The organism is Deferrisoma camini S3R1 (genome assembly GCF_000526155.1).
Lineage (GTDB): Bacteria > Desulfobacterota > Deferrisomatia > Deferrisomatales > Deferrisomataceae > Deferrisoma > Deferrisoma camini.
Window position 1 is genome coordinate 895974 of sequence record NZ_JAFN01000001.1, and the last position, 25470, is coordinate 921443.

Consider the following 25470-nt stretch of genomic DNA (forward strand, 5'->3'; position numbering starts at 1 on the left):
CGAACCAAAGTCTAACCGATACGGTCATCATTGGCAACCCGCCCGCTTTTCTCGATACCTCGAAAGCCGTTACCCTACCCCGGATTTCCCGATTGTCCAGGAACCGAGGAGGTGTCCGATGGACGGAGCGTTGGAAGGAATCCGGGTGCTGGACCTGTCGCGCCTGTTCCCGGGGCCGTTCGCCACCCAGCTCCTGGCGGACTTCGGCGCGGACGTAATCAAGGTGGAGCAGCCGGGCCGGGGCGACTACATGCGGGGATTCGCTCCCATGGTGCGGGGCGAGAGCCTGTTCTTCCTGAACCTGAACCGCAACAAGCGAAGCGTGGCCCTGGACCTGAAGCACCCCCGGGGCCGGGACGCCCTGCTGCGCCTGGTGGACACGGCCGACGTGGTGGTGGAGTCGTTCCGGCCCGGGGCCATGGAGCGGCTCGGCCTGGGGCCGGACGAGCTCCTGGGGCGCAACCCCCGGCTGATCTACTGCGCGGTCACCGGATACGGCCGGTCCGGCCCCTACGCCCAGCGGGCCGGCCACGACGCCAACTACCTGGGGGTGGCGGGCGCCCTGGCGCTCAACCGGGACGCCCAGGGCCGGCCCGTGCTGCCCCACTTCCAGATCGGGGACGTGGGGGGCGGGGCGCTCAACGCGTGCATCGGGATCCTGCTGGCCCTGGTGGCCCGGCAACGCACCGGCCGGGGGCAGGTCGTGGATGCCGCCATGGTGGACGGTGTGGCCACCTGGCTCACCTACCGGTGGGCCCACCTGGAGGTGGGCACGCCGGAACGGGAACTCCATCTCGGGGGCGGATACCCATGTTACGCGGTGTACGAGACGGCGGACGGCCGTTTCGTGGTGCTGGCGGCCCTGGAGCCCCAGTTCTGGGAGCGGTTCTGTCGCCACATCGGCCGGCCCGAGTGGATCCGGGCCCAGTTCGCAGGCGGGGAGGAGCGGGACCGGATCTTCGACGAGCTGCGCTCGCTGTTCCGCAGCCGTACCCGGGACGAGTGGGTTCGGGAGCTCGAGCCCGTGGACTGCTGCACCTCCCCGGTGCTGGAGGTGGACGAGCTGGCCGACGATCCCCACTGGCGGGAGAGGGAGCTGGTTCGGCCCGTCGAGATCCCGGGGTGGGGGGTCCTGCGGGCCCTGGGGTTCCCGGTCCGGCTCTCCGCCACCCCCGGGTCGGTCCGCAGGCCGCCGCCCGGCCTGGGGGAGCACACCCGGGAGGTGCTGACCGAGGCGGGGCTGTCGGAGGGGGAGATCCACGCCCTGCTGGCCGAGGGGGCGGCGGCAGGCTCGTGATCCTTGACCCCGGTCAAGGCGCTGGAAACCGATCTGGGGTGAGATGCATCCAACCGCTCGGAACCCCACGCGCCGGAGGGACGCCATGGGCCTCGACGCCCTGTTCGTCGTGCTGCTCGCGGTCCTGGCCGGGATCTACGGGATCTACTGGCTGGAGGCCCGGAGGGCCGGGCCCCGCCCGGGGGGGCGGGACGGTCAGGACTCGCAGTGAATCGCCTCGACCGGACACGTCTCTGCCGCCTCCGTGATCCGGTCGTCCAGGGAGAGGTCGGCGTCGGCGCGCACCGTGGCCACGTCGCCCTCGAGCTCGAACACCTCGGGGCAGATGTCCACACAGGTTCCGCAGGCGATGCACTCGTCGTCGATCCAGACCTTCTTCATGGGGTTCCTCCGGGGTGCGAGGGGGAAGGGGATCCGCTCCCCGCGGGGGGCGGCCCCGGCAGGGGAATCCGTCGGAACAGGGCCCCCGCGGCGGAACGTACGCTCAGGTCCAAGGACGGGGTGAGGGGGGTGGCCGCCGGGTTGATCTCGACCACCACCGCCCCTCGGGCCAGCAGGGGAAACGAGGCCACCGGCTGGACCACGGCCGAGGTGCCGATCACGAGGAGGAGATCCGCCTCCTGCACCGCCTCCGTGCTCCGGGTCAGGGCCTCGGCGGGCAGGGGCTCTCCAAACCACACGACCCCGGGCCTCAGCAGCCCGCCGCACTCGGGGCACCGGGGCGGCACGGGCAACGGCACCCGCCGGTCCTCGCCCTCCCGGCCGCAACGGGTGCAGCGGAGCACCCAGAGGTTGCCGTGCACCTCGACCAGCCGGCGGCTTCCCGCCAGACGGTGCAGCCCGTCCACGTTTTGGGTGATCAGCAGGAACCCGGGGTTGGCCCGTTCGTAGGCGGCGAGCCACCGATGGGCCGGGTTGGGCCGGGCCGGGGCGATCCGTTCCCTGCGCCAGTTGTACCACTCCCACACCAGGGCGGGGTCGCGGGCGAACGCCTCGGGCGTGGCCAGGTCCTCGGGCCGGTGGCGCCTCCACAGCCCGTCCGGCCCCCGGAACGTGGGCACCCCGCTCTCCGCGGACACGCCGGCGCCCGTGAGGGCCACGGGACGCCGGGCTTTTCGGAGCAGGCCGGTCAGCTCGGCCACCGGATCCCGGCCGCTCACCGCCACACCTCCTGGGCCGTTCGGATCTGGGCCCAGACCAGCTCCTCGAACCGCTCCTGCTCCTGACGGCGGCGGGGCTCGTCCCACCCCAGCTCCCGCGCCATGAGCCGGGAGGCCGCCTCGGCCACCCCCAGCCCCCGGTCGGGCCGCAGGCCCGTGCCCAGCCGTCGCAGCAGCACGTCGTCCAGGTGCCGGGCCCCTTCCTGACGTACGGCGTAGACCACCTGGGCCTTCCGGTCGTCGCATCCGGGGCCGAGACGCTCGCGCAGATCCTCGCGGGCGAGGCCCAGCTCGATCACGTCGCACGCCTTCCGGCCGTACAGGCTCACCAGGTGGTCCACCACCTCCCGGGGGATGTGGGGCAGGTTCTCCGTGCACTCGACCAGGTTCTCCCGATACACGACCTGGTCACCGAATCCGCCGCCGACGAGGGGGGTCCGGTCCGTGGTTCCCGGGACCGCGGTGCCCAGGTGCCGGCAGGCCGCATCCACGCCGTATTCCGCCAGCCGGCGAAACAGGGTCAGGTTCCCGCCTGCCAGGGTGACGAACCCCGGAGGCCCGCCCGAGGGGATCACCTCGAACCGGCAGGGCAGATCCCCGGCCCGGTCCTGTTGCCCCCGGGGTACGGCCCAGGCGCCGGCCTCGGCCAGGAGCAGCTGGGAACGGTCCCGGGCCAGGCCCGGCATGCGCGTCCGGGCCAGGCCCACCCACTCCCTCAGCCCCTCCACGTCGGGATGGGCGGCCTGGGCCGGGTCGGAGAGGTCGCGCAGGTGCCACCCGGCCACCACGTGGCCGTCCCGGGGTACGGCGAAGCACGGCGGGAACGACTCGCACCAAAGGGCGGTGTCCAGATCCGCGTCGATCCACAGATGGGCCCCCTGCAGGATCCGGATCCGGGCCGCCCAGCCCGGGCCGGCCCGGCGCCCTAGCTCGTCGGCCCACGCGCCGGCCGCGTTGATCACCGCCCGGGCCTCCAGCACGTGCCGGCGGCCGGTCTGGACCTCGCGCACCTCCAGGCGGAACGAGCCCTGGCCCGGCCGAATCCGCTCCACCTCGTGGTAGTTCCGGCAGTCCGCGCCCCGTTCCCGGGCCGAGAGCACGTGCTCGAGAACCAACCGGGACGGAAGGGCGCAGTGGAAGTCGTAGAACAGCCCCGCCCCCAGGAGGCCTTTGCCGTCCAGCACGGGCGCCCGACGCAGCGCCTCGCGCTCGGACAGGATCTGGCAGACGGGGTCGGCCGACCCCATGCTGAGCCAGTCGTAGAACCGAAACCCCCAGCGGATCCGCCGCAGCGTCAGGGAGCCCCCGCGATAGGCCGGCACGATCACCGGCAGGGGACGGATGAGGTGGGGCACGATCCGGTGGAGGATCTCCCGTTCCCGGAGGCATTCCAGTGCCAGGTGGAACTTCCGGTCCCGGGCGAACCGGAGTCCGCTGTGGATCAGGCCCGCAGCCCGGCCCGTGGTGCCCGAGGCCCAGTCCCCCCGCTCGAGGAGCACCACCCGCAGCCCCCGCAGCACCGCGTCCCGGGCCGCCGCGGCGCCCACGATCCCCCCCCCGACCACCGCGATGTCATAGGGACGCGTGGTTCCCACCCGACGCCTTCTCCTCTCCGAGCACCAGACGCAGGACCAGGTTCGCCTGGGCATGGGCCGCCACCCCCACCCGTGGGGCCATGAGCCCCACCCCGGGGCGGGCCTCGGACTCCAGGTCCCCCACCACGAACAGGCGGTGGGCCACCCGGTGGGTGCGGATCGCGTCGCTGGGGCCGTACCCTGCGAGCCCCGAGGCCGCCACGATCCAGGTGCCCGGCATCCGGGCCAGCACGGTCTCGACCAACATGGCCTTCTGGTCGGCTCGATCGAAGGCCTCGACCACCACCTGGCAGCCCCGGAACACCTCCGGCACGTTGGCCGGGGTCAGCCGAACCGGCCGGAGCTCCAGATCCACGTAAGGGTTGATCCGGCGCAGGTTGTGGGCCAGGGCCTCCACCTTGGGCAGGCCGATCTGGTCCACGAAGTACTGCTGCCGGTTGAGGTTGCTGGGTTCGACCACGTCGAAGTCGGCCAGCACCAGCCGGCCGAACCCAGTGCGCGCCAGGGCCACGGCGACCTGGCTTCCCAGGCCTCCCAACCCGGCGATGCCCACGCAGGCGCGCTTCACCCGGTCGTGGACGCCGGGGGTGTGGCGGGCCACCAGCAGGGCCTCCATCTCCTCGGCTGAGGGGACCTCGCCCCTACGGATCAGGACGATCTCGTCCCCCGGCCGCACCGGCTCCTCGGCCCGGGCCGGGAACCCGTTTCGCACCAACACGTCCGCCCCGGGTCTGAACCGGTCACGCAGGTCGCCCACCCGCGAGCCCTCGGGCACCTCCACCGACCGCTCGTTGACCCTGATCCGAAGCACCTGGAACCTCCCGGGACGGCGTGTGCAGGCGATTGTGGCACCGGACCGGCCGGTTCGCAACCCGTGTCTTGACAGGGCGGCCAACCGGGCTAGGCTCGGATTCCACGCCGTTCCCCCGTTCGACCCAACGCCGGGAGGGTGCCATGGACCTGGATCGGGAAATCCGTCGTCTCGCCCGTCTCGCACGCACGGAACATCCCTTCTTCACCGTGTACCTGAACACCCGCTGGAACTCCGAGAGGGAGCGCGAACGGGTGCGGATCTTCGTGAAGTCCAGGCTGCGCGAGTGCCTGGGGTCGGAGCCGGCCGAGGCCGGTGCCGGCGTGGAGGCGGACCGGGAGAAGATCGAGCACTACGTGAAGGGGCTGGTGGCCCGGGAGTGGGACGAGGAGTACAACGGCGTGGCCGTGTTCGCGTGCTCGGGGTTGGGGGTGTACCGGATCGTCCGCAGCTACATCCCGTTCCGGGACGAGGTGCAGTGCGCGGACCGGCCGTTCCTGAAACAGGCGGTGGAGAACCTGTGGGAGGGCCAGCGGGGGATCCTGGCCCACGTGGGATCGGAGGGGGGCAGCCTCTACGAGTTTCACCTGGGGGGGGTGGTGCGGACCTGGCGGTTCGAGGACGAGGAGTTCCCGGGCCGCCACGAGCAGGGCGGCTGGAGCCAAGCCCGGTATCAGCGGCACGTGGAGGACCACCTCCACCGGAACCTGCGGCGGCTCGCGGACCGCATGACCGCCTGGGTGGACGAGAGGGGCGGGTGCCGGGTGGTCGTGGCCGGACCGGACGAGATCGTGGCCGCGTTCGAGCGGGAGGTGCCCCGCCGGATCCAGGAGCGCCTCGCGGCGCGGCTACGGGTGGACCCCCACGCCGGTTCGGCCGAGGTCGTGGAACGAAGCCTGGCGGCGTTGGCCCGGGCCCGGGACCGAGAGGCCGCCGGCCGGCTCCAGAGGGTGCTGGACCGGGACGGCGGCCGGGCGCTGGGAACCGTCGCGGTGTGCACGGCCGTGCGGGACGGCCGGGTGCACGAGCTGTTCCTGCTCAAGGGGTTCCGGCGGCCCGGCTGGGCGTGTGCGAGCTGCGGCGAGCTGGGGGAGCGGGTGCCCCTGGGATGCCCCCGGTGCGAGCGACCGGTGGAGGCCGTGGATCTGGGGGAGGAGTGGGTGCGCAGGGTCCTGGCGAGCGACGGGCAGATCGCGTTCCTGGACGGCCACGAGGGGCTGGAGGCGGCCGGGGGGGTGGCGGCGGCCCTCCGGTACTGACCTCGGTTGTTGGTCGTTGGTCGGGGCCTTCGGCCCGCTAGGCAGCTAGGGGGCCAGGCAGCGCTCGAACCGCGCCAAAGCCCGGGGGCATGGGGCCTGCTTCCGGCCGCGCGCGAAGCCGAGCATGAGATCCGCCGCGCAGGCACGGGGCATCAGCGATGGTTTCATGACAGACCGGTCAGCACGAACGATTTCACGGTGCGAACGTTGGAGGCGCTGCGCGGCGAGCCAAGGAGCCGCACGCGGCGCTCCAGCAGACCCCTTGTATAAGGGCCCCCGGACAGGGGAGTGAGTGCGCCTACTTCGTTGCCGGTTCAATACCTTCTCCGTTGCCCGACCCCGCAGGGGCCTGAGGAGGCCTCCCCGGCCGGTTGGGTCGACAACCACACCCAAAGGAGGACGATCATGGCAGTGGCTCGGGTTACCGAACTGGTGGCGGCATCGCCGGTGAGCTTCGACGACGCCATCCGCAAGGGGTTCGAACGGGCGGCCAAGACGCTGCGGAACATCACGGGGTTCCACGTCACCGAGTGGCGGGCCAGCGTGAAGGACGAGGCGATCCAGGAGTATCGGGTCACCATGCGGGTGACCTTCCTCCTGGAAGACACCCTATAGCCCAATACTGTTCACTTAGTGTGCCTTCGTGCTATTCTTCTCTCGTCTTCCTTACTCATGGAAAGCGAGGTGAAGGATGGCTCGAACTCCAGCAGGGCTTCCCGAAGGCACGCGGATCACGGATTACATCACGCTGGGGGTCATCGCAAAAACGTTCCCCCTGCCCAAGGTGCACGAGGTGCTGCAAGCCACAGGCAAGGCGAGCCAGCGACAGCGCGCCTTACCTGCCCATGTCGTGGTCTACTATGTGATCGCACTGGCGTTGTACATGAGCGTGTCCACACGAGAGGTGCTCCGCTGTTTGCTCGAAGGTCTCCAGTGGCTCATGGGGCCCCGTGAACGCGTTCGCGTTGCCGGAAAATCGGCCATCTCCCAAGCGCGGTCCCGTCTGGGGGCGGAACCGATCGAACGGCTGCACAACGAACTCGTCCGGCCGATCGCCGAAACGGCCACCCGAGGGGCGTGGTACCGGCGCTGGCGGCTGGTCAGCCTGGACGGCAGCACCTTGGATGTGGCCGATACTCAGGAGAACGAACAAGCCTTCGGACGCCCCAAGGCCGCCCGGGGACGGAGCGCCTATCCGCAGATCCGGTTCGTCTCCTTGGTGGAGAACGGAACCCACGTGCTGTTCGGCTCCCGCATGGGTGGATACCACACGAGCGAGGTCGCGTTGGCTCGGCACGTGGTGGAGTCCTTGCGGCCCGGGATGCTGTGTCTGGCCGATCGGTGTTTCTTCTCCTGGCCCTTGTGGACCCAGGCCTGCGCAACCGGAGCCGATCTGCTGTGGCGAGTGAAGGCAAGCGCACGCCTGCCGTGCATCCGTCGTCTGTCCGATGGTTCCTATCTGAGCAAGATCTATCCCAACGCCTATGCTCGCCAAAAGGATCGGGGCGGTGTCATGGTCCGGGTGATCGAGTACACACTGGACGGAGTCCCAGGCGCAGAGGACGTGTACCGGTTGGTGACCACGATCCTCGACCCTGAAGATGCCCCGGCAGAGGAGTTGGCCGCCCTGTACCAGGAACGCTGGGAGATCGAGACTGCACTCGACGAGTTGAAAACGCACCTCCGAGGGGCTCGGATTGTGCTCCGGAGCAAGACCCCGGAGCTCGTCCGACAGGAGTTCTTTGGGTTCCTGATGGCGCATTTTGCGATACGAGGACTCATGCATGAAGCCGCCCGCAAGGGCGATGTGGATCCTGACGAACTTTCCTTCGTTCACACGGTGCGGGTGGTGCGTCGGAGACTGCCCGCTTTCGTCGCCACTCCCCCCTGAGCACAGGGCGGCGTTCCATGCGCAGGTGCTGGAGGAGATTTTGGAAGAGCGAGTGGTGTCCAGTCGTGGTCGACGCAACCCGCGAGCGGTGAAGCGGAAGATGACCCCGTATCCGACTCGGCATCGCCAAACGGTCTCGCCCATGCGACTGCAGCCCATTTGCGAACACGTTCGTATCTTAAAGTGAACAGTATTGCCCTATAGCCCGGGTTTGAGGACCGGGCCGAGCTCCGGCCGGCGGTCTTCGAGCCGGCGCGCCAGGGCCTCGAAACAGGCATCCGGCACGTGTAGGGAGCCGTAGCCCGTGCCCAGGGCCGGGCCGTCGGAGCCGGGCTCGTGGAAGTCGCTTCCGCCGGTGACCAGCAGGTCCCGTCGGGCGGCGAGGGAGCGGTATCGTTCCTGCTGCTCCCGGGTGTGCCGGCTGTAGTAGGCCTCGATCCCTTCCAGGCCGAGCTCCACCAGGTGATCCAGGAGGGGGCGAAGAAGGCCCGGGGCGTCCTCCTCGATCAGCCCGGGGTGGGCGAGGACCGCCACGCCCCCGGCCCGCCGGATCGTCCGGCACGCCTCGGCCGGGTCGAGGCGGTCCTTGTCCACGTAGGCCGGCCTGCCCCGGCCCAGCAGGCGGTCGAATGCCTGCTGCACGTCCCTCACCACCCCTTTGCGGACCAACACCCGGGCCACGTGGGGCCGCCCCACCAGGGCGGCGCCGGCCTCGGCGCGAACCTCCTCCAGCGTGATCGGGATCCCCAGGTCCCGGAGCCGGGCGATCATTCTCGGCGCCCGTGCCTCGCGGCTGCGGGCCAGCCGGTCGAAGGCGGCCTTCACCTCTGGGATGCGGGGATCGATGCCGTAGCCGAGGAGATGGAAGGTGACGCCGTTCCACCGGGTGGAGATCTCCACGCCGGGGACCACGGCGACCCCCAGGGCTCGGCCGGCATCGACCAGCTCGGCGTTGCCGTCCACCGAGTCGTGGTCCGTGAGCCCCACGGCCCGAAGGCCGACCCGGACGGCCTCCTCCACGATGCGGCCGGGGGGCCAGGTGCCGTCCGAGGCGGTGCTGTGGGTGTGCAGATCCACCATGGGGGTCTCTCCTGATGAGGGGGACCGGCTCATATACGCGGCCCGGGTTTCCGGGTCAAGGTTCCGAGGGGATTTCGGTAGACTTTTGAACACCTTGACTTTCAAGGGACGGGCATCTAGCATCGGCGTGCTTTCGGACACGCCCCCGTAGCTCAGTCGGATAGAGCACAGGATTCCTAATCCTGGAGTCGCAGGTTCGAGCCCTGCCGGGGGCACCACGTTCGTGCAGGGGCCCGGGGCGGCCCGAGGAATCCGCGGGTATCCCCGGGTCCGGCCCGGGGGAGACGAGGGGCCGGTTGGTGAAGGAGAGGGCGTTGGTGCGGGGACCTCGCCGGGAGGCGTTCGAGCGATGAACAAATCCGACCTGATCAAGGCACTGTCCGACCGGGGCGACATGCCCCTGAAGGAGGCCCGGGCGGCCGTGGAGGCCTTCTTCACGGCCATGGAGGAGGCGATCCTCCGGGAGGACCGGATCGAGATCCGGGGGTTCGGCAGCTTCTGCGTGAAGAAGTACGGGGCGTACGTGGGGCGCAACCCCAAGACGGGGGAACGGATCCAGGTGCCGCCGAAGCGGCTTCCCTACTTCAAGGTCGGCAAGGAGCTCAAGGAGAGGATCGATTCGTGAAGGCCTTCCGGTTCGGGGGGCGGGCATGTGCGTAGCGGTGCCGGGTGAGATCGTGCGATTGGCGGGTGACGGAACCGCCGAGGTGGACTTCGGCGGGGTCCGTAGGGTCGTCTCCACGGCCCTGCTGCCCGAGGTGGAGCTCGGCGATTTCGTGATCGTCCACGCCGGCTTCGCCCTGCACCGGGTCGACCCGGACGAGGCCCGGCAGACCCGGGAGTTGTTTCGGCAGGTACTGGATGAATCTCCTTCGTGACACGGGCCCGTCAGGGCCCGAACTTGTCTCTGGGTTCGTGGAACGGCTGCGGGCCTACCGCGGTCCCTCCGTGGCCATCATGGAGGTGTGCGGCACCCACACGGTGGCGGCGGCCCGGATGGGGCTCCGGGGCCTGCTGCCGGAGGGGGTGCGGCTGCTGTCGGGCCCGGGGTGCCCGGTGTGCGTGACCCCGGTGGACCTGTTCGACCAGGCCCTCCACCTGGTCCGGGAGGCCGGGGTGATCCTGGCCACCTACGGCGACGCCGTGCGGGTGCCAGGCACCCGCGGCTCCCTGGATCGGGCCCGGTCCCAGGGGGCGGACGTGCGGGTGGTGTACTCGGCGCTGGACGCGCTGGCCCTGGCCGAGCGGAACCCGGACCGGGAGGTGGTTCTCCTGGGCCTGGGGTTCGAGACCACGGCTCCCACCGTGGCCGCCGCCCTGCTGCGGGCCCGGCAGGAGGGGGTTCGGAACTTCTCGGTGCTCTCGGCCCACAAGGCGATCCTCCCGGCCATGGAGGCCCTGCTCCAGGATCCCGAGGTGCGGATCGGGGCCTTCCTGTGCCCGGGACACGCCAGCATGGTGCTGGGGGCTAAAGCCTACGAACCGCTTGCCGAAAGGTACGGTGTTCCTTGCTGCGTAGCGGGGTTCGAGCCCGAGGACGTGCTGGCCGGGGTGCTATGCCTGCTCGGCCAGGTGCAGCGGGGGGAGGCCCGGGTCGAGAACGCCTACCCCCGGGCGGTGTCGGCCGAGGGAAACCGCGCGGCCCAAGAGGCGTTGGAGCGGGTGTTCCAGAGGGCTCCCGCCCGGTGGCGGGGGCTGGGGGAGATCGACGGGAGCGGGTACGACCTGCGGCCCGCCTTCGCGCCCTGGGACGCCCGGAGGAGGTTCCTGCAGGGGGTGCGGTTCGAGGGCCGGGAACCCGCGGGGTGCCGGTGCGCGGAGGTGCTGCGGGGCCGGATCGAGCCGGCGGAGTGTCCCCTGTTCGCCCGGGCCTGCACGCCCCAGCAGCCGGTGGGGGCGTGCATGGTGAGCTCCGAGGGCGCCTGCGGCGCCCACTATCGCTACCGAGGGCGGGCTGATGGCTGAGCCGGTGGTGACCCGGGCCCACGGCGGCGGGGGCCGGGAGATGCGCGAGCTGATCCGGGACGTGTTCCTGGCCGGCCTGGGCGATGCGGGGGGTGGGGGCTCGGACGACGCCGCGCGGGTCGAGGTGCCGGCCGGCCGGCTGGCGGTGACCACGGACTCGTTCGTGGTGCAGCCCTGGCGGTTTCCGGGCGGGAACCTGGGAGACCTGGCGGTGTGCGGTACCGTGAACGACCTGGCCATGGTGGGCGCCCGTCCCCTGTACCTGACCGCGGGGTTCGTGCTGCCCGAGGGGTTTCCCCTGCGGGATCTCGAGGAGATCGTGGCCCGGATGGCCAGCCGGGCCCGGCAGGCCGGCGTGCGGATCGTGGCCGGCGACACCAAGGTGGTGCCGTTCGGGGACCCGGTGGTCAACACGGCCGGCATCGGGGCCCTGCCCGAGGCGCCGGTCCTCAGCGGGTCGGCGGCCCGGCCGGGCGATGCGGTCGTGCTGACCGGCGACGTCGGACGCCACGGGATCGCGGTATTGTCCCGCCGGGAGGGGATCGGGTTCGAGGCGGAGATCGAGAGCGACGTGGCCCCGTTGAACGGGCTGGTGTCGGCGCTGCTTGCCAGCGGCGTGGAGGTGCACGTGCTCAGGGATCCCACCCGGGGCGGGGTGGCCGGTGCGCTCAACGAGATCGCGTCGGCCTCGTGCGTGGAGATCGTGATCGACGAGGCGCGCGTGCCCGTGGCTCCGGCGGTCCGGACCGCCTGCGATCTGCTGGGGTACGATCCGCTGGAGGTGGCCAACGAGGGATGCGCGCTGGCGTTCGTGGCCGGCACGGACGCCCAGCGGGCCCTGGAGGCCCTCCGGGCCCACCCCCTCGGCCGCCGGGCGGCCGTGGTGGGGGAGGTGAGGGAAGGACCGGCCAGGGTGTTGGCCCGAACCGTGCTGGGGGGAACCCGGCTGGTGGACGAGCCGGCGGGGGAGCTGCTGCCGCGTATCTGCTGAACCGGGCCCGGGAGGGGGAACCCCCCTTGACGAGCCGGGCGCGGCGGCTAGGATCTCGCACTCGGAGCAGAGTATCCCGCGTGCACCGCGAAGGGCCTTTTCTCCGTGGGGGACGTCCGCCCCTGGACAGGGGCGAGGGGAGTCGGCGATGGACGATCGTCACACGGTTCTGGTGGTGGACGACGATCCGGGAATCTTGGCGTATCTGGACAGCCTGCTGTCCCTGCAGGGGTATCGGGTCGTCACCGCGGAAACCGGCGAGGCGGCCCTGGCCCGGCTGAACAACGGCCTGCGGCCCGACGTGGTCGTGCTCGACGTGATGATGCCCGGAATGGACGGCCTGGCGACCCTGCGTCACCTGAGGGACCGGGACCCCGAGCTGCCGGTGATCATGCTCTCGGGGGTGGGCCGCACCGCCACGGTGGTGGAGGCCATGCGCTCCGGCGCGTACGACTACATCGACAAGTCGTTCGAGGCCGACGAGCTGAACCTGGCCCTGGAGAAGGCGCTGGAGCGGCGGCGGCTGGTCCAGGAGATCCGGGAGCTGCGCAACCAGCTGGCCGAGCAGGAGCAGCTGGACCCGATCGTGGGGGTGAGCCAGTCCCTGCAGGGCATGAAGGACCTGCTCGACTCCATCGCCGACACCGACGTGACGGTGCTGATCGAGGGGGAGAGCGGGGTGGGCAAGGAGCTGGCCGCGCGCCGGCTCCACACCAAGTCCTCCCGCCGGCGGGGCCGCTGGGTGAAGGTGAACTGCGCGGCCCTGCCGCCGGATCTCCTGGAGAGCGAGCTGTTCGGGTACGAGAAGGGGGCGTTCACCGGGGCCCAGAAGCGCAAGGTGGGGCGGTTCGAGTACGCGGACGGCGGCACCATCTTCCTGGACGAGATCGGGGAGATGAGCCTCCCGCTCCAGGCGAAGCTGCTGCAGGTCCTTCAGGACCGGGAGTTCTGCCGGGTGGGGGGGAACGAGCCGGTGCGGGTCGACGTGCGGATCGTGTGCGCGACGAACCGGGATCTGCGCCAAGCCGTGGAGAACAAGGAGTTCCGGGAGGACCTGTACTACCGTCTCAACGTGGTCAACGTGCGGATCCCCCCCCTGCGGGAGCGCAGGGAGGACATCCCCCTGCTGACCCGGTACTTCCTGCACAAGTACGTGGAGAAGTACGGCCGGGGGCCGTCCGAGATCTCCGATCCCCTGATGGCGTACTTCCTGTCCTACGACTGGCCCGGCAACGTGCGGGAGCTGGAGAACCTGGTCAAGCGGCTGGTGATCCTCAACGACGAGCGGTTCCTGTTCAGCGACTTCCGTTCCAAGAACGTCACCCCGGCCACCCCTTCGCCCGAGCCGCTGGTACCGGAGGACCCGCTGGACCGGATCGACCTCGACGGGACCGACGAGGTGATCTCCCTCAAGGAGATCGCGCGCAAGGCCGCGATGCAGGCCGAGCGGCGCATGATCGCGGCGGTGCTGCGCCAGACCAACTGGAACCGCCGGAAGGCGGCCCAGCTGCTCGACATCAGCTACAAGACCCTTCTGTACAAGATCCGGGAGTGCGGCCTGGAGCCGGGGCAGTGAGGGGGAGGGCGGGCTTCTCGGCCTCGTACAGGGTCGCGATGCCGAACGTGAGGTCCCGATACCGGGGCCGTTCGAACCCGGCCCGGGCCATCATGGCGGCGAACCGGTGGCGGGGGGGGAACCCCTCCACGCTGCGCGGCAGGTAACGGTAGGCCTCGAAGTTGCCGGAGATCACCCCGCCCACGAACGGCAGCACCCGGTGGAAGTACACCCGGTACAGGGCCGCGAGGCCCGAGGACCGGGGAATCGAGAAGTCCAGGATCAGCAGGCGGCCGCCGGGGCGCAGCACCCGGTGGAGCTCGGCCAGGGCCCGCTCCCGGCGGACCACGTTGCGGATGCCGAACGCCATGGTGGCCGCGTCAAAGGTGTCGTCCCGGTAGGGAAGGTCCTCGGCCGAGGCGTTCTGCAGGAGGATCCGCCCGGCGCCGCGGCGCCGCAGCTTGGGGGTACCGGCCCGCAGCATCGGCAGGGCGAAGTCGGCCCCGAACACCCGGGCGGCCGGCCTCTGCCGGGCGATCTCCAGGGCCACGTCGCCGGTTCCACAGGCCAGGTCCAGCACCCGCCGGCATCCGGGGGGCAGGCGCCGGACCATCTGGCGGCGCCAGCCCACGTCCACCCCGAGGCTCAGGATCCGGTTCAGAAGATCGTAGGTGGGGGCGATGGCGGAGAACATCGCCCGGACCGCCCGGGCCCGGGACTCGGCCGTGGAACTCATCCGCCCCCCACGAACCGGACCACCTCCAGCCGGTCTCCTTCGGCCAACACGGTCCGGTCGAAGGCGTCTCGGGGCACCACCTCCCCGTTGCGCTCCACCACCACCGTGGCGGGCCGCACCCCCAGAGAGACCAAGAGGGCGCCCAGCGTGGTCCCGGCGTCTACCGGCCGGGGCTCCCCGTTGACCACCACCGTCACGGCAACACTCCTTCCATGTAACTTCCGCTAGGACGCTAGGAGGCTGGGACGCTGGGAGGCTTGAAAACCTCCCGGATTCCCACACGTTCTAGGCATTACCATGCCTCTTCGCCTCCACCTCATGGTCCGGGGGGCATGGGGTCTGCTGGAGAGCCGCGCGCGGCTCCTTGGCTCGCCGCGCAGCGCCTCCGGCGCTCGCACCGTGAAACCGTTCGGTCCCCGGCCGGACTGCCATGAAACCACCGTTGGTGCCCCGTGCCTGCGCGGCGAATCTCGATGCCCGGCTTCGCGCGCGGCCGGAAGCAGGCCCCATGCCCCCCGGCGCAAAGGCCTCGGACCGACGACAGCTTTCCTTCCCCGTTGCCCGGCCCGGCGAGGCCTGGGGGGCTCGGGTCGTCACGGGGCGGTGTCGTGCAGGGCCGCGTCCCAGTCCTTCCATACCGGCTCCACGCCGAGCTCCAGGAGCCGGGCGGCCACCTCGGCAGGGGGGCGCTGATCCTCCACCTGGAACTGCACGTCCGCTTCGCCGGGCCGCGTATACCCTCCCGGCTCGGTCCGGGATCCCGCGCTGGTGTGGGTCACGCAGATCCGGGACAGGCCGTCCCGCAGCTCCGGGCTCTCGCGGGTCGACAACACGAGCCCCACGTCCGGCAGAAGAAGCCGCAGGGCGCACATGAGCTGCACCAGTTCCCGGTCGGACACGGGGTGGGGCGGGGTGTACCCCCCCGGCGCGGGCCGGAGCCGGGGGAACGAGATGGTGACCTGCGTCTGCCAGAACCGTCGCTCGAGCCACAGGGCGTGCAGGGCCAACCCCACCGCTTCGAGCCGCCATGGCCCCAGCCCCAGGAGGGCGCCGAGCCCCACCCGGCGCATCCCGGCCCGGGCCGCACGCTCCGGAGTGGCGAGCCGCCAGGAGTAATCGGCCTTTCGGCCGGCCGGATGGACCTGCCGATACCGGTCCGGGTCGTAGGTCTCCTGGAACACGGTGACCCCGTCCACCCCTGCCCGGGCCAGCCGCCGGTATCCGTCTTCGTCCAACGGGTAGATCTCGACCGAGAGGCTCGGGAACCGGGCCCCCAGGCGCCGGGCCAGGGCCTCGAAGTAGGACACCGGCACCGCAGCCGGGTTCTCGGACGACACGATCAGCAGGTTGCGGAACCCCTGCTCCCACAGCACCCGGGCCTCGGCCTCGGCGTCGTCCAGGCTCAGGGTGGTGCGCCGGATGGGGTTGTGGCGGTTGAACCCGCAGTAGACGCAGGCGTTGACGCAGTCGTTGGAGACGTACAGCGGAGCATAGAGCTGGACGACCCGGCCGAACCGCTCTCGGGTGAGGGACTGGGCCTGACGGGCCATGGGCTCCAGGAAGGCGGCGGCCGCCGGGGAGATCAGCGCCAGAAACCCCTCCAGGTCCACGACCCGCCGGCCCAGGGCCGCCTCCACCTGCTCCGGAGTGGCCCGGTTCGCCTGGGCCACCAGACCTGCCACCTCGCTGCGGCGCCAGAACTCCTCGAAGGTCATGGCTCGTCCCGCAGGAAGCCGGTCAGAGGGCTCGACGGCCGGGCCTGCCGCGACACCGGAGCCCTGCCGGCCAGGAACGCCTCCCGGCCTGCTTCCACCCCTTTTCGGAAGGCCGCGGCCATGGCCACCGGATCCCGGGCCACGGCCACGGCCGTGTTCACGAGCACGGCGTCGGCGCCCAGCTCCATGGCCTCGGCAGCGTGGGACGGAACCCCCAGCCCGGCGTCCACCACCACCGGCACGGTGGCCTGCTCGATGATGATCCCCACGGACTCCCGGGTCAGGAGCCCGCGGCCGGATCCGATGGGGGAGCCCAAGGGCATCACCGTGGCGGTGCCCAGTTCCTCCAGGCGTTTCGCCAGGACCGGGTCCGCGCCGATGTACGGCAGCACCGTGAACCCCTCTCCGACCAGCACCTCGGCCGCCCGCAGGGTCTCCACCGGGTCGGGCAACAGGTAGCGGGGATCGGGGGTCACCTCGAGCTTCACCCAGTCCGACAGACCCGCGGCCCGGGCCAGCCGGGCCAGGCGCACGGCCTCGTCGGCGTTTCGGGCGCCCGAGGTGTTCGGCAGCAGCAGGTACCGGTCCCGGTCGATGTGGGCCAGGATGTCCTCCTGGGGTCGGCTCAGGTCCACCCGCCGGAGGGCCACGGTCACGATCTCTGCGCCCGAGGCGGCCAGGGCCTGGGCCATGGTCCGGGGGTTCGGGAACTTGCCGGTGCCCATCAGGAGTCGGGACCGAAAGGTGCGACCGGCGATGACCAGACGGTCATCGCCGGCGGTGCGGACGTCGCTCATTCGTCTGCCTTGGGATCGCTGGATTTGTAAGCGCTGGCGGCTGTCGAGTAGTATCGCAGAGCGATTTCCAGGATGCAACCGAGGGGGCGAACCGAGGCCGCAGGGAGGTATGGGCGCGATGCGACGGGTTTCCTGGGGGGTTCTGGCCCTGTTGTTCCTGATGCCGATGGCGGCGTGGGCCTTCAAACGCACGCGGGAGGGGCAGGAGGTCAAGGACTTCCGGCTGACCACCCCGGCCGGGGAGACCGTGCACCTCAGGGAGGCGCTGGGCTCCAAGGCGACGGTGGTGGTGTTCTGGGCCATGTGGAGCCCACGCAGCGAGGAGGCCCTGCGGGACTTCCAGAACCTGTACGAGCGCTACGCCGATCGGGGGCTGCAGGTGATCGCCGTGAACGTGGAGCACCAGGAGCGGGATCCCGGCGAGATGGAGGCGATCGCCCGGTGGGCCGCCGAACGGGGGCTGACCTTTTCCGTGGTGGTGGACACGGACCTGTCCGTGTTCAACCGCTACGGAGTGATCGCCGTGCCGTCCCTGCTGCTGTGCGATGCCGAGGGCACGATCCGGGCCCTGCTGGAGGGATACTCCGACATGACCCGGGACGGGTTCAAGGATCGGGTGCTGGAGCTCCTGGGCGTGCTGACCAAGCCGGAGGCGGCGCCGGCCGAGGCCCAGCCGGTCTACCGGCCCAAGGGGATGGCCGAGCGGTACACCCGCATGGGGGAGATCCTCCTCAAGCGCCGCATGGCCGCCCGGGCCGTGAAGGTGTTCCGGCAGGCCCTGGAGGAGGATCCCGACTACCCCAGGGCCCGGCAGGGGCTCGCCCGGGCCCTGGAGGTGCTGGGGAAGGAGCAGGGCCGAAGCGCTCCCGAGAAGGTCGAGGCCCGGTGGCCGACACCCGTTCGGCAGCCGGAGAAACAGGAGGGACCCGCGCCGGTCGCAACCCCGGAGAAGAGGGAGCCAGAGAAGACCGAGAGGTCCGAGGCGGTCGAGAAGCCAGAGAAGTCCGAGAATCCAGAGGAGCCGGAGGCGGCCAAAAGGACCGAGGAGCCCGCGGCAGGGTCGAACCCCCGGGCCCTGCGGTACGTGCGCATGGGCAAACTGCTGCTCGCCCGGAAGTTCTACCCCAACGCCGAGGCCGTGTTCCGGCGGGCCGTGGAGGCCGACCCCGCGTGCCGGGAGGCGTACCTGGGGCTGGCCGAGGCCCTGGAGGCCCAGGGGAAGACCGAGGAGGCGCAACAGGTCCGGGAACGGGCCGGGTCCGCCCCCGCTGCGCAACCATCTCCGGCCGACGCAGGGGCGGCGCCGAACCCGAGAGGAGGAACCGATGAAGGTGGGAAACCTGGAGGAGATCGAGGCGACCCCGGTCCGGATGGAGGGGGCCCAAGGGGTGCGGATGCGGATCGTGATCGGTGAGGGCCAGGGCGCACCCAACTTCGTGATGCGGGTGTTCGACGTGGACCCCGGCGGCCACACCCCCTACCACACCCACGACTTCGAGCACGAGGTGTTCGTGCTGGAGGGGCACGGGACCCTGCTGGAGGAGGGGCGCTCCACGCCCCTGGGGCCGGGCGACGTGGTGTACGTGCCGCCCGGCGCGCTCCACCGGTTCCTGGCCTCGGACGAGCAGGGGCTGCGGTTCATCTGCGTCGTGCCCCGGAGCTGACCGCCGCCTCCCCACCCTGATCGCTATACCCGGCGACAAAGTAGGCGCGTTGTCTCGGAGGGAGAGGGGGTGTTCCTCCTGGACGCGCGCACGCCCGGGGAGTTCCGCAGGGGCCACATGCCGGGGGCCGTGCTGATCCCCATGAACGAGGTGCCCCGCCGCCTCGCCGAGATCCCGGGCGACCGGAAGATCGTGGTCGTGTGCGCCAGCGGGGCCCGGAGCGCGGCGGTGGCGAGGTTCTTGGATTCGCGCGGGTACGCCTGGGTGGGCAACTACACCGAGGGGGTGTCCGGGTGGGTCCGGGTCGGGCTGCCCCTAGTTCGTTAGGGAGCCGGCCACCCGGTCCCACTCCTCCCGGGCCTCCTCGTCTTCCGGCAGCCGGGCGGCCGCATGGTCGAGGATCTCCCGAGCCTCGGCGGCCCAGCCCCGGGCCGCATAGGCCTCGGCGACCCGGAGCAGGTACCACCAGCCCCGGCCGGGGTCGATCCGGACACAGTGTTTGAACACCTCTGCGGCCCGCTCCGCATGGACTCCGCCCCGAGCGAGCAGGATCCGGCCGAGCGGGACGAGGGCCTCCACCAGGTCGGGCCGCCGGGCCAGCACGCCCTGGAGCTCGGTCACGGCGTCGTCGGTGCGGCCGAGGGCCTCCAGGGTGCGGGCCCGAAGCAGCCCCACCTCGGGGGGCGGCTCGGAGAAGGACTGTGCGGCCGGGTCCAGGGCCGCGAGGGCCGCCTCCGGGTCTCCGCCGTCGAGCCGCAGCGCCGCCAGCCGAACCCACGAGGGGCCGTCTTCGGGGTGGTCCTCCACCCACCGTTCGAGGAGGCGCACGGCCCGTTCGGTCTGGCCGGCCTCCCGCAGGGTGTCGGCCCAGTGATGGACGGCCGCGGCCAGGTCGGGGGCCGCGGCCAGGGCCTCCTTGAACCGGGCCTCGGCCTCTGCCCACTCGCCCCGAAGGCTGTGGAGCACGCCTAGGGCGTAGGCCGGACCCGCGGCGCCGGGGTGCTCGGCTGCCGCCTCGCCGAGCCGGCGGCCGGCTTCGTCCAGATCCCCCTGTTGCAAGGCCACGAACCCCGCCCGGAACGCCTCGCCCAGACCGGTGAGCACCGCCCGCTCGGCCGGGTCCACGGCCTCCAGGTAGAACTCGAACAGGTCGGTGTCGGCCGGGGCTGCCTCCTCCTCGGTGGGGGGCTCGGGCTCGCACGGGGCGTCGCAGCCGCACGAGGGGGCGAACACGGGCCGGGCCGGGCCCCTCGGCTGCGGCTCGGGCGGGCTCAGCTCGGCCTCGCACGCCTCGATCCGGGCCGCCAGGCCGGGGTCTCCTGCGGCGTACTTCCGGGCCAGGGCCAGGTGCTCCCGGGCCCGGCCGGGGTCCGAGGCCGCGAGGCACTCCCGGGCCTCCTCCAGGTTGATCTCGGCCAGGCGGGCGCGGCAGGCCCGGATCTCATCCCCGAGCTCCGGTGGCGCGTCGGGCCGGCCGGCCGCGTCCTCCAGATAGGCCAGGGCCTCGCCCCAGCGGCCCTGACGGGCCAGCTTCCGGCCCTTCTCCACGAGCTGTTCCAGCGAGCTGCGTCTCTTCCCGAACCATCCGAACGCCATGGAAACCTCCGGCCGTCGAACTGGGCAGCGGGGGGGCCGAGCTGTTACACTTCGTCGCGGCCGCCAAGCGTAGGGGCTGGGGGCTCACCCTGTCAAACCACCCGGAGGGACGCGTGGCCGACGAGCAGCGAATCCAGATCTATACCGACGGGGCCTGCCTGGGGAACCCGGGTCCGGGGGGATGGGCCGCGGTGCTCGTGGAGCCTGGCGGGCGGGTATGGGAGATCGGCGGGCGGGACCCGGCCACCACCAACAACCGGATGGAGCTCACCGCGGTGATCGAGGGGTTGCGCCGTACGGCCTCCGGGGCGCGGGTCCACGTGGTCACGGACTCCCGGTACGTGTACGACGGGATCTCCAGCTGGATCCACGGCTGGAAACGCCGGGGCTGGCGCAAGGCCGACGGTCAGCCCGTGCTGAACCGGGACCTGTGGGAGGAGCTGGACCGGCTGGCCTGGGGCTCGGGCCGCCGGGTCACCTGGGAGCACGTGCGGGGACACCGGGGCCATGCGTTCAACGAGCGCTGCGACGAGCTGGCCACGGCCTTCGCTCGGGGCGAGACCCCGGATCTGCGGGACGGCTCGGGGGAGTGGATCGGGGCGGCGGAGTCGGGACGCTCGTTCCCGTGCTACGTGAGCCGGGTGGACGGGGAGGTCGCGTTCCACGGCTCCTGGCCGGAGTGCGAGGCCCGGGTGCGGGGAGTGAGCGGGGCGCGGCACCGCAAGGTGAGGAGCCCGACCGAGCTGGAGCGGGTGCTGCGGGAGTGGGAGGGGGCCTGACCGATGGGACCGGCCGGCGTGGCCCAGGCGTTCCTGCTGGCCGCGGGCCTGGGCACCCGCCTGAGGCCCCTGAGCCGGGTCGTGCCCAAGCCGGTCTGGCCGCTGTTCGACGTGCCCCTGGCCGCTCGGGTGCTGGACCTCCTGGCGTCGGCAGGGGTGGGCCGGGCCGTGGTGAACCTTCACCATCTGCCCGAGATGCTGCAGGGCCGCCTGGAGCCCTGGGTGCCGCAGGGCCTGGAGCTCGCGTGGAGCCGGGAGGCGCGGATCCTGGGCACTGGCGGGGCGCTGGTGCCGTGGAAGGACGCCCTGGCCGGGGGGCCCTTCTTCTTGGCCAACGCCGACACCTACCAAGAGATCGACCTGCGGGCCCTGGCACGGTTCCACCGCCAGCGCGGGGCCCTGGCCACCCTGTCGGTGGCCCCGGTGGCCCCGGGGCGTTCGGCCCCCCTTGAGCTGGCCCCCGACGGCCGCATCGTGCGGTTCCTCGGCGCCCGTGCGCCGGGTGAGAGGGCCGGCCGGCCCTGCGAGTTCACGGGACTCCACCTGCTGGAGCCGGAGATCCTGGCCGAGGTGCCGGACGGTCCCTGCTGCATCAACGCCGACGTCCATCAACGACTCGTGGGGTGTGGGGCGCCGGTGTACGGGTTCGAGCTGGAGCAGGGGGCGTTCTGGAGCGATCTGGGCACCCCGGGCCGGTACCTGACGGCCCACCGGAGGCTGCTGGATCTGGGACGGCTGCCGGCCGCGCCGGGTGAGGTGGTCGACGGGCCGGCGGGCCCGTGGTACCGGGGCCGGGAAGCCCGGATCGCCGAGGGGGTGCGGATCGGTCCGGGGACGGTGGTGGGCGCCGGGGCCCGGATCGAGGCGGGGGCCCGGCTCCGGAGCTGCGTGGTGTGGCCGGGCGCAAGGTGCGCCGGCGCCGAGGACGCGGTGGTGCCCGACCAGGGGCCGGTGCTCGCCGCCGGGCTAGAGACTAGAAACTAGCGAGGCTCCGCCTCAGACCGTCGAGGCATGGGGAGCCGGAGCAAGGGAACTGCGCCTCCACGAAAAAACTTGACGCATTTGCAGCGAGTTTTGCCCCTCAAGGTTTCTAGAATCTTGAGGCCGCGCCCGGCTCTCCGGCAGACCCCATGCCCCCGGGGCTTTGACCGCCGGGTCGGAAGCCAGTTGGAAGAAGCCGGAGAAAGGGCAAAGACGTTGCCCCCAACGCGACGTGTTGGGGTCACGACCCGTCCACTGGACTCGGTTCTCCGGCCCTTGATCCTGGAGATCCCATGCTCCCCGGCTCCGGTGTCGGGGCGAGCTTTCGACCGTAGACCGGCGACCGACGGCCGGTGTCGCTTCGCCGGCGAGGAGAGGGGATGGAGCACGACGAGGGCGGCGCGATCCTGGTCGGCGACCAGGCCGGATACCGGGTGCGGCTCGAGGGGTTCGAGGGCCCCCTGGATCTCCTGCTGCACCTGATCCGCAAGCACCGCTACGACATCTACGACATCCCCATCGCCCGGATCCTGGAAGAGTACCTGGCGGTGCTGGACACCATGCGGGTGCTCGACCTGGACGTGGCCAGCGAGTTCCTGGTGATGGCCGCCACCCTGGCCGAGATCAAGTCCCGGATGCTCCTGCCCAAGCCCCAGGAGGACGAGGAAGAGGGGGAGGACCCCCGGGCCGAGCTGGTGCGTCGGCTGCTGGAGTACGAGCGGATGCGGGCGGCGGCCGAGCGGCTGGCGGACCGCCCCGTGCTGGGCCGGGAGGTGTTCGCCCGCTCGTTCCGGGCGCCCGACCTGGACGAGGTGGAGCACCCCGACGCGCCCATCGAGGCGGACCTGTTCCGGCTGCTCCTGGCCTTCCGGGACGTGCTGGAGGAGGCGCCCGAGACGTTCGTGGAGGACGTGGCCCGGGAGCGGATCTCGATCCAGGAGGCCATGCAGGAGATCCTGGAGCTGTTCGAGGCGGCGCCGGCCGGGGCCGGCCTTGCGTTCCAGGACCTGTTCCCGCCGCGGACCAGCCGCACCCGCCTGGTGACCACGTTCCTGGCGGTTCTGGAGCTGGTACGGCTGCGGGCCCTGCGGGTGATGCAGGTGACCCCGTTCGGGGAGATCCGGCTGTTCGCGGTGCCGATGGAGGAGTCGTGAGGATGGACCCGGAGACCCTTGCCCGGGCGGTGGAGGCGGTTCTGTTCGCCTCGCCGGAGCCGGTGCCCCTGGTCCGGCTGGTGGAGCTGTTCGGCCCGGAGGGCGCGGACCGGGAGGCCGTGCTGGGGGCCCTGGCGAGCCTGGAGCGGGCCCTGGCCGGCCGGGCCGTGGAGGTGCGGGAGGTGGCCGGCGGGTACCAGCTTCGCACCCGGCCGGAGTTCGCCCCGTTCCTGGCCCGGCTCGAGGTGCCCAGGCCGGTGCGGTTCAGCCGGGCGGCCCTGGAGACGTTGGCCATCGTGGCGTACCGCCAGCCGGTGACCCGGGCCGAGGTGGAGGAGGTGCGGGGGGTGGACTGCGGCGGGGTGCTCAAGTCGCTGGCGGAAAAAGGGCTCGTGCGGATCGTGGGCAAGAAGGACGTGCCCGGCCGGCCCCTCCTGTACGGCACCACCCGGAAGTTCCTGGAGGTGTTCGGCCTGGCCTCCCTGGCCGACCTGCCCAGTCTTCAGGAGATCGAGGAGCTCCTGGCGCAGGAGGAGGAGCCCGGCGATCCCCCGGGAGCGGCCTGAGATGCCCGGGGAGCGGCTCCAGAAGGTGTTGGCCGCCCGCGGCGTGGCGAGCCGGCGCCAGGCCGAACGGTGGATCGAGCAGGGCCGGGTGCGGGTGGACGGCCGGGTGGTGACCCGGCTCGGAACCCGGGTGGACCCCGAGGCCCAGGTGATCGAGGTGGACGGCCGACCCCTGCCGCCCCCCCCGCCCAGGGTGGTGGTGGTCCTCCGGAAACCCCCGGGCTACGTGACCACGGTGCAGGACCCCCACGCCGGGGCCACGGTCATGGACCTGTTGGCCGGCCTGTCGGAACGGGTGATGCCCGTGGGGCGGCTCGATCGGGACACCCGGGGGGTCCTCCTGTTCACCAACGACGGCGGGCTGGCCCACCGCCTTCTCCACCCCAGCCGGGGCGTGGAGAAGGTGTATCGGGTGAGCGCCCGGGGGAGGTTCGATCCCCGACGGCTGGTCTCCGGGGTTCGGCTGGACGACGGGCCTGCGGCCGCGGTGCGGGTGTGGGAGGTGGACCGGTCCGGTGGGATGGTGCGGTTCTCCCTGGCGCTCCACGGCGGACGCAAGCGCCAGGTGCGACGCATGGTCCAGGCCCTGGGGGGGCGGGTGGTGGACCTGGAGCGGGTGGCGTTCGGCCCGATCCGGGCGGGGGACCTTCCGGAGGGCCGCTGGCGCCACCTCACCCCCGACGAGATCCAGGCCCTGGAACAGGCGGCCGGCAGGGGCGGAGGCCGGCCCGAAGACCCGAGGCAGGACGCGCCATGGACGACGTGAAGCAACGGTTGGCGGAGCTGCGGGCCGCCATCGACGACCTGGACCGCCGAATCCTCGAGCTCCTGAACGAAAGGGCAGGGCTGGCCCGCCGGGTGGGCGAGATCAAACGGGAGGCCGGCGCCCGGTTCTACGCCCCCGGCCGGGAGGAGGACCTGCTGCGCCGGCTCGAGCAGGCCAACCCCGGCCCGTTCCCCAACGCGGCGGTCCGGGCCGTGTGGCGGGAGATCATCTCGGCCTCCCTGGCCCTCGAGGCGCCCATGAGCGTGGCGTACCTGGGGCCGCCGGCCACCTTCACCCACCAGGCCGCCCTGCGGAGGTTCGGGGAGTCGGCGCGGCTGGAGCCCGCCCGCACCATCGGCGAGGTGTTCGAGCGGGTGGAGAAGGGCAAGGTGGCCTACGGGGTGATCCCGGTGGAGAACACCACCGAGGGGGTGGTGAGCCACACCCTGGACATGTTCCTCCGGTCCGAGCTGAAGATCGTGGCCGAGGTGTACCTGCGGGTGACCCACCACCTGCTCAACCGCAGCGGCCGGCTGGGCGACGTGGAGCGGATCTACTCCCACCCCCATGCCGTGGCCCAGTGCCGGGGATGGCTGGAGACCCACCTGGCCGAGGTGCCGGTGTTCGACGCGGCGAGCACCGCCCAGGCGGCCAAGATCGCGTCCGAGGACCCGGGGGCGGCCGCGATCGCGGCCGAGGTGGCGGCCCAGGCCTACGGCCTGCGGGTGGTGGAGTCGCGCATCGAGGACAACCCCAACAACTTCACCCGGTTCCTGGTGATCGGCCCCGAGATTCCCGATCCCAGCGGCCGCGACAAGACCTCGGTGGTGTTCGCGGTCCGGGACGAGGTGGGGGCCCTGTACCGGATGCTCCAGCCGTTCTTCGAGCACGGCGTGAACCTGACCAAGATCGAGTCCCGTCCCATGCCCGACGAGGCCTGGCAGTACGTGTTCTTCACCGACTGCGAGGGTCACCTCACCGAGCCCGGCGTCCGGGCCGCCCTGGAGGAGCTGCGCTCCCGCTGCCGGTTCCTGCGGGTGCTGGGCTCCTACCCCCAGGGGAGCCTGCCCCGGGCCCAGTAGGCGGTTCCCGGCGTCCGGCGCGGCCAGCTT

29 protein-coding genes and 1 tRNA gene are annotated in these 25470 nt (G+C 71.7%); 20 read left to right on the plus strand and 10 right to left on the minus strand.

The genetic code is table 11. The features are described 5' to 3' along the window. Positions 1-118 precede the first annotated feature (118 nt). Entirely contained in the window at positions 119-1297 is a 1179-nt protein-coding gene (locus DEFCA_RS0103860) for a CaiB/BaiF CoA transferase family protein (RefSeq protein WP_025321722.1), read from the plus strand. 85 nt (positions 1298-1382) lie between these two features. After that, positions 1383-1508, plus strand: coding sequence for a hypothetical protein (locus DEFCA_RS24010; protein WP_281173732.1), 126 nt, complete (start codon positions 1383-1385; stop codon positions 1506-1508). Here DEFCA_RS24010 and DEFCA_RS0103870 read toward each other — a convergent pair. Genes DEFCA_RS0103870 through thiF form a run of 4 tightly spaced genes read right to left on the minus strand, consistent with a single transcriptional unit; the run spans position 1493 to position 4863 of the window. Further along, positions 1493-1678: a ferredoxin gene (locus DEFCA_RS0103870; RefSeq protein ID WP_025321723.1), complete on the minus strand. Its 186-nt coding sequence runs from the start codon at positions 1676-1678 to the stop codon at positions 1493-1495. The two genes, DEFCA_RS24010 and DEFCA_RS0103870, sit on opposite strands and share 16 nt — an antisense overlap. Beyond that, positions 1675-2457, minus strand: a complete 783-nt coding sequence (locus tag DEFCA_RS0103875; protein ID WP_245693425.1) for an NAD-dependent deacylase — start codon at positions 2455-2457, stop codon at positions 1675-1677. The genes DEFCA_RS0103870 and DEFCA_RS0103875 overlap by 4 nt, the downstream gene beginning before the upstream one ends. Beyond that, positions 2454-4052 carry a glycerol-3-phosphate dehydrogenase/oxidase gene (locus DEFCA_RS0103880; protein WP_025321725.1) on the minus strand — a complete coding sequence of 533 codons (1599 nt, stop codon included), beginning with the start codon at positions 4050-4052 and terminating at the stop codon, positions 2454-2456. The genes DEFCA_RS0103875 and DEFCA_RS0103880 overlap by 4 nt, the downstream gene beginning before the upstream one ends. Continuing rightward, entirely contained in the window at positions 4030-4863 is an 834-nt protein-coding gene (gene thiF, locus DEFCA_RS0103885) for a sulfur carrier protein ThiS adenylyltransferase ThiF (RefSeq protein WP_025321726.1), read from the minus strand. The genes DEFCA_RS0103880 and thiF overlap by 23 nt, the downstream gene beginning before the upstream one ends. A gap of 143 nt (positions 4864-5006) precedes the next feature. Between thiF and DEFCA_RS0103890 the strand changes: the two genes are divergently transcribed. The 3 genes from DEFCA_RS0103890 (at position 5007) to DEFCA_RS0103900 (ending at position 8013) form a co-directional block, all read left to right on the plus strand. Beyond that, entirely contained in the window at positions 5007-6122 is a 1116-nt protein-coding gene (locus DEFCA_RS0103890; RefSeq protein WP_025321727.1) for a baeRF10 domain-containing protein, read from the plus strand. A 405-nt stretch (positions 6123-6527) separates the two neighbouring features. Beyond that, a complete protein-coding gene (locus DEFCA_RS0103895; RefSeq protein WP_025321728.1) occupies positions 6528-6737 on the plus strand; it encodes a dodecin family protein in 210 nt (69 codons plus the stop codon). 76 nt (positions 6738-6813) lie between these two features. Next, positions 6814-8013 (plus strand): IS4 family transposase, encoded by a 1200-nt coding sequence (locus DEFCA_RS0103900; RefSeq protein WP_025321572.1) that lies wholly within the window; start codon positions 6814-6816, stop codon positions 8011-8013. A gap of 198 nt (positions 8014-8211) precedes the next feature. On the opposite strand, the gene DEFCA_RS0103905 is transcribed toward DEFCA_RS0103900, so the two are convergent. Continuing rightward, positions 8212-9093: a PHP domain-containing protein gene (locus tag DEFCA_RS0103905; RefSeq protein WP_025321729.1), complete on the minus strand. Its 882-nt coding sequence runs from the start codon at positions 9091-9093 to the stop codon at positions 8212-8214. A gap of 141 nt (positions 9094-9234) precedes the next feature. Between DEFCA_RS0103905 and DEFCA_RS0103910 the strand changes: the two genes are divergently transcribed. The 6 genes from DEFCA_RS0103910 (at position 9235) to DEFCA_RS0103935 (ending at position 13625) form a co-directional block, all read left to right on the plus strand. After that, positions 9235-9311, plus strand: a tRNA-Arg gene (locus DEFCA_RS0103910). A 131-nt stretch (positions 9312-9442) separates the two neighbouring features. After that, positions 9443-9718 (plus strand): HU family DNA-binding protein, encoded by a 276-nt coding sequence (locus DEFCA_RS0103915; protein WP_025321730.1) that lies wholly within the window; start codon positions 9443-9445, stop codon positions 9716-9718. A 25-nt stretch (positions 9719-9743) separates the two neighbouring features. After that, the gene (locus DEFCA_RS0103920) at positions 9744-9971 is read left to right on the plus strand and encodes a HypC/HybG/HupF family hydrogenase formation chaperone (RefSeq protein ID WP_025321731.1); all 228 of its coding nucleotides are present in this window, start codon (positions 9744-9746) and stop codon (positions 9969-9971) included. Then, a complete protein-coding gene (gene hypD / locus DEFCA_RS0103925; protein WP_029733522.1) occupies positions 9955-11058 on the plus strand; it encodes a hydrogenase formation protein HypD in 1104 nt (367 codons plus the stop codon). The genes DEFCA_RS0103920 and hypD overlap by 17 nt, the downstream gene beginning before the upstream one ends. Beyond that, the gene (hypE, locus tag DEFCA_RS0103930) at positions 11051-12049 is read left to right on the plus strand and encodes a hydrogenase expression/formation protein HypE (protein ID WP_169709434.1); all 999 of its coding nucleotides are present in this window, start codon (positions 11051-11053) and stop codon (positions 12047-12049) included. Before hypD ends, hypE begins: the two co-directional genes overlap by 8 nt. A 148-nt stretch (positions 12050-12197) precedes the next feature. Beyond that, positions 12198-13625, plus strand: coding sequence for a sigma-54-dependent transcriptional regulator (locus DEFCA_RS0103935; RefSeq protein ID WP_025321734.1), 1428 nt, complete (start codon positions 12198-12200; stop codon positions 13623-13625). Here DEFCA_RS0103935 and ubiE read toward each other — a convergent pair. The 4 genes from ubiE to DEFCA_RS0103955 all read right to left on the minus strand — a co-directional run bounded on the left by ubiE (position 13567) and on the right by DEFCA_RS0103955 (position 16852). Continuing rightward, positions 13567-14340 carry a bifunctional demethylmenaquinone methyltransferase/2-methoxy-6-polyprenyl-1,4-benzoquinol methylase UbiE gene (gene ubiE, locus DEFCA_RS0103940; protein ID WP_051463190.1) on the minus strand — a complete coding sequence of 258 codons (774 nt, stop codon included), beginning with the start codon at positions 14338-14340 and terminating at the stop codon, positions 13567-13569. The genes DEFCA_RS0103935 and ubiE overlap by 59 nt on opposite strands. Further along, on the minus strand, positions 14337-14537 hold the full coding sequence (gene thiS / locus DEFCA_RS0103945) for a sulfur carrier protein ThiS (RefSeq protein ID WP_025321736.1): 201 nt from the start codon (positions 14535-14537) through the stop codon (positions 14337-14339). The genes ubiE and thiS overlap by 4 nt, the downstream gene beginning before the upstream one ends. A gap of 396 nt (positions 14538-14933) precedes the next feature. After that, complete coding sequence (gene thiH, locus DEFCA_RS0103950) at positions 14934-16055, minus strand: 2-iminoacetate synthase ThiH (protein ID WP_025321737.1); 1122 nt, start codon at positions 16053-16055, stop codon at positions 14934-14936. Next, positions 16052-16852, minus strand: a complete 801-nt coding sequence (locus DEFCA_RS0103955; protein ID WP_025321738.1) for a thiazole synthase — start codon at positions 16850-16852, stop codon at positions 16052-16054. The genes thiH and DEFCA_RS0103955 overlap by 4 nt, the downstream gene beginning before the upstream one ends. A gap of 118 nt (positions 16853-16970) precedes the next feature. On the opposite strand from DEFCA_RS0103955, the gene DEFCA_RS0103960 reads away from it, so the two are divergent. The 3 genes from DEFCA_RS0103960 (at position 16971) to DEFCA_RS0103970 (ending at position 18843) form a co-directional block, all read left to right on the plus strand. Then, positions 16971-18266 carry a TlpA disulfide reductase family protein gene (locus DEFCA_RS0103960; RefSeq protein WP_025321739.1) on the plus strand — a complete coding sequence of 432 codons (1296 nt, stop codon included), beginning with the start codon at positions 16971-16973 and terminating at the stop codon, positions 18264-18266. Next, a complete protein-coding gene (locus tag DEFCA_RS0103965) occupies positions 18178-18516 on the plus strand; it encodes a cupin domain-containing protein (RefSeq protein WP_025321740.1) in 339 nt (112 codons plus the stop codon). The genes DEFCA_RS0103960 and DEFCA_RS0103965 overlap by 89 nt, the downstream gene beginning before the upstream one ends. A 69-nt stretch (positions 18517-18585) precedes the next feature. Continuing rightward, a complete protein-coding gene (locus DEFCA_RS0103970; RefSeq protein WP_025321741.1) occupies positions 18586-18843 on the plus strand; it encodes a rhodanese-like domain-containing protein in 258 nt (85 codons plus the stop codon). On the opposite strand, the gene DEFCA_RS0103975 is transcribed toward DEFCA_RS0103970, so the two are convergent. Beyond that, a complete protein-coding gene (locus tag DEFCA_RS0103975) occupies positions 18832-20112 on the minus strand; it encodes a tetratricopeptide repeat protein (protein ID WP_025321742.1) in 1281 nt (426 codons plus the stop codon). The two genes, DEFCA_RS0103970 and DEFCA_RS0103975, sit on opposite strands and share 12 nt — an antisense overlap. 113 nt (positions 20113-20225) lie before the next feature. Here DEFCA_RS0103975 and rnhA point away from each other — a divergent pair, with 113 nt between their 5' ends. From rnhA to pheA, 6 genes are all read left to right on the plus strand, one after another. Continuing rightward, positions 20226-20891, plus strand: a complete 666-nt coding sequence (gene rnhA, locus DEFCA_RS21995; protein WP_169709435.1) for a ribonuclease HI — start codon at positions 20226-20228, stop codon at positions 20889-20891. A 3-nt stretch (positions 20892-20894) separates the two neighbouring features. Then, on the plus strand, positions 20895-21875 hold the full coding sequence (locus tag DEFCA_RS0103985) for a nucleotidyltransferase family protein (RefSeq protein ID WP_025321744.1): 981 nt from the start codon (positions 20895-20897) through the stop codon (positions 21873-21875). 377 nt (positions 21876-22252) lie between these two features. Further along, positions 22253-23026 (plus strand): segregation and condensation protein A, encoded by a 774-nt coding sequence (locus DEFCA_RS0103990; protein ID WP_025321745.1) that lies wholly within the window; start codon positions 22253-22255, stop codon positions 23024-23026. A gap of 2 nt (positions 23027-23028) precedes the next feature. After that, on the plus strand, positions 23029-23592 hold the full coding sequence (gene scpB / locus DEFCA_RS0103995) for an SMC-Scp complex subunit ScpB (RefSeq protein ID WP_025321746.1): 564 nt from the start codon (positions 23029-23031) through the stop codon (positions 23590-23592). 1 nt (position 23593) lies between these two features. Next, positions 23594-24358: a pseudouridine synthase gene (locus DEFCA_RS0104000; RefSeq protein ID WP_025321747.1), complete on the plus strand. Its 765-nt coding sequence runs from the start codon at positions 23594-23596 to the stop codon at positions 24356-24358. After that, complete coding sequence (pheA, locus tag DEFCA_RS0104005) at positions 24346-25440, plus strand: prephenate dehydratase (protein ID WP_025321748.1); 1095 nt, start codon at positions 24346-24348, stop codon at positions 25438-25440. The genes DEFCA_RS0104000 and pheA overlap by 13 nt, the downstream gene beginning before the upstream one ends. The last annotated feature ends 30 nt before the right edge of the window (positions 25441-25470 follow it).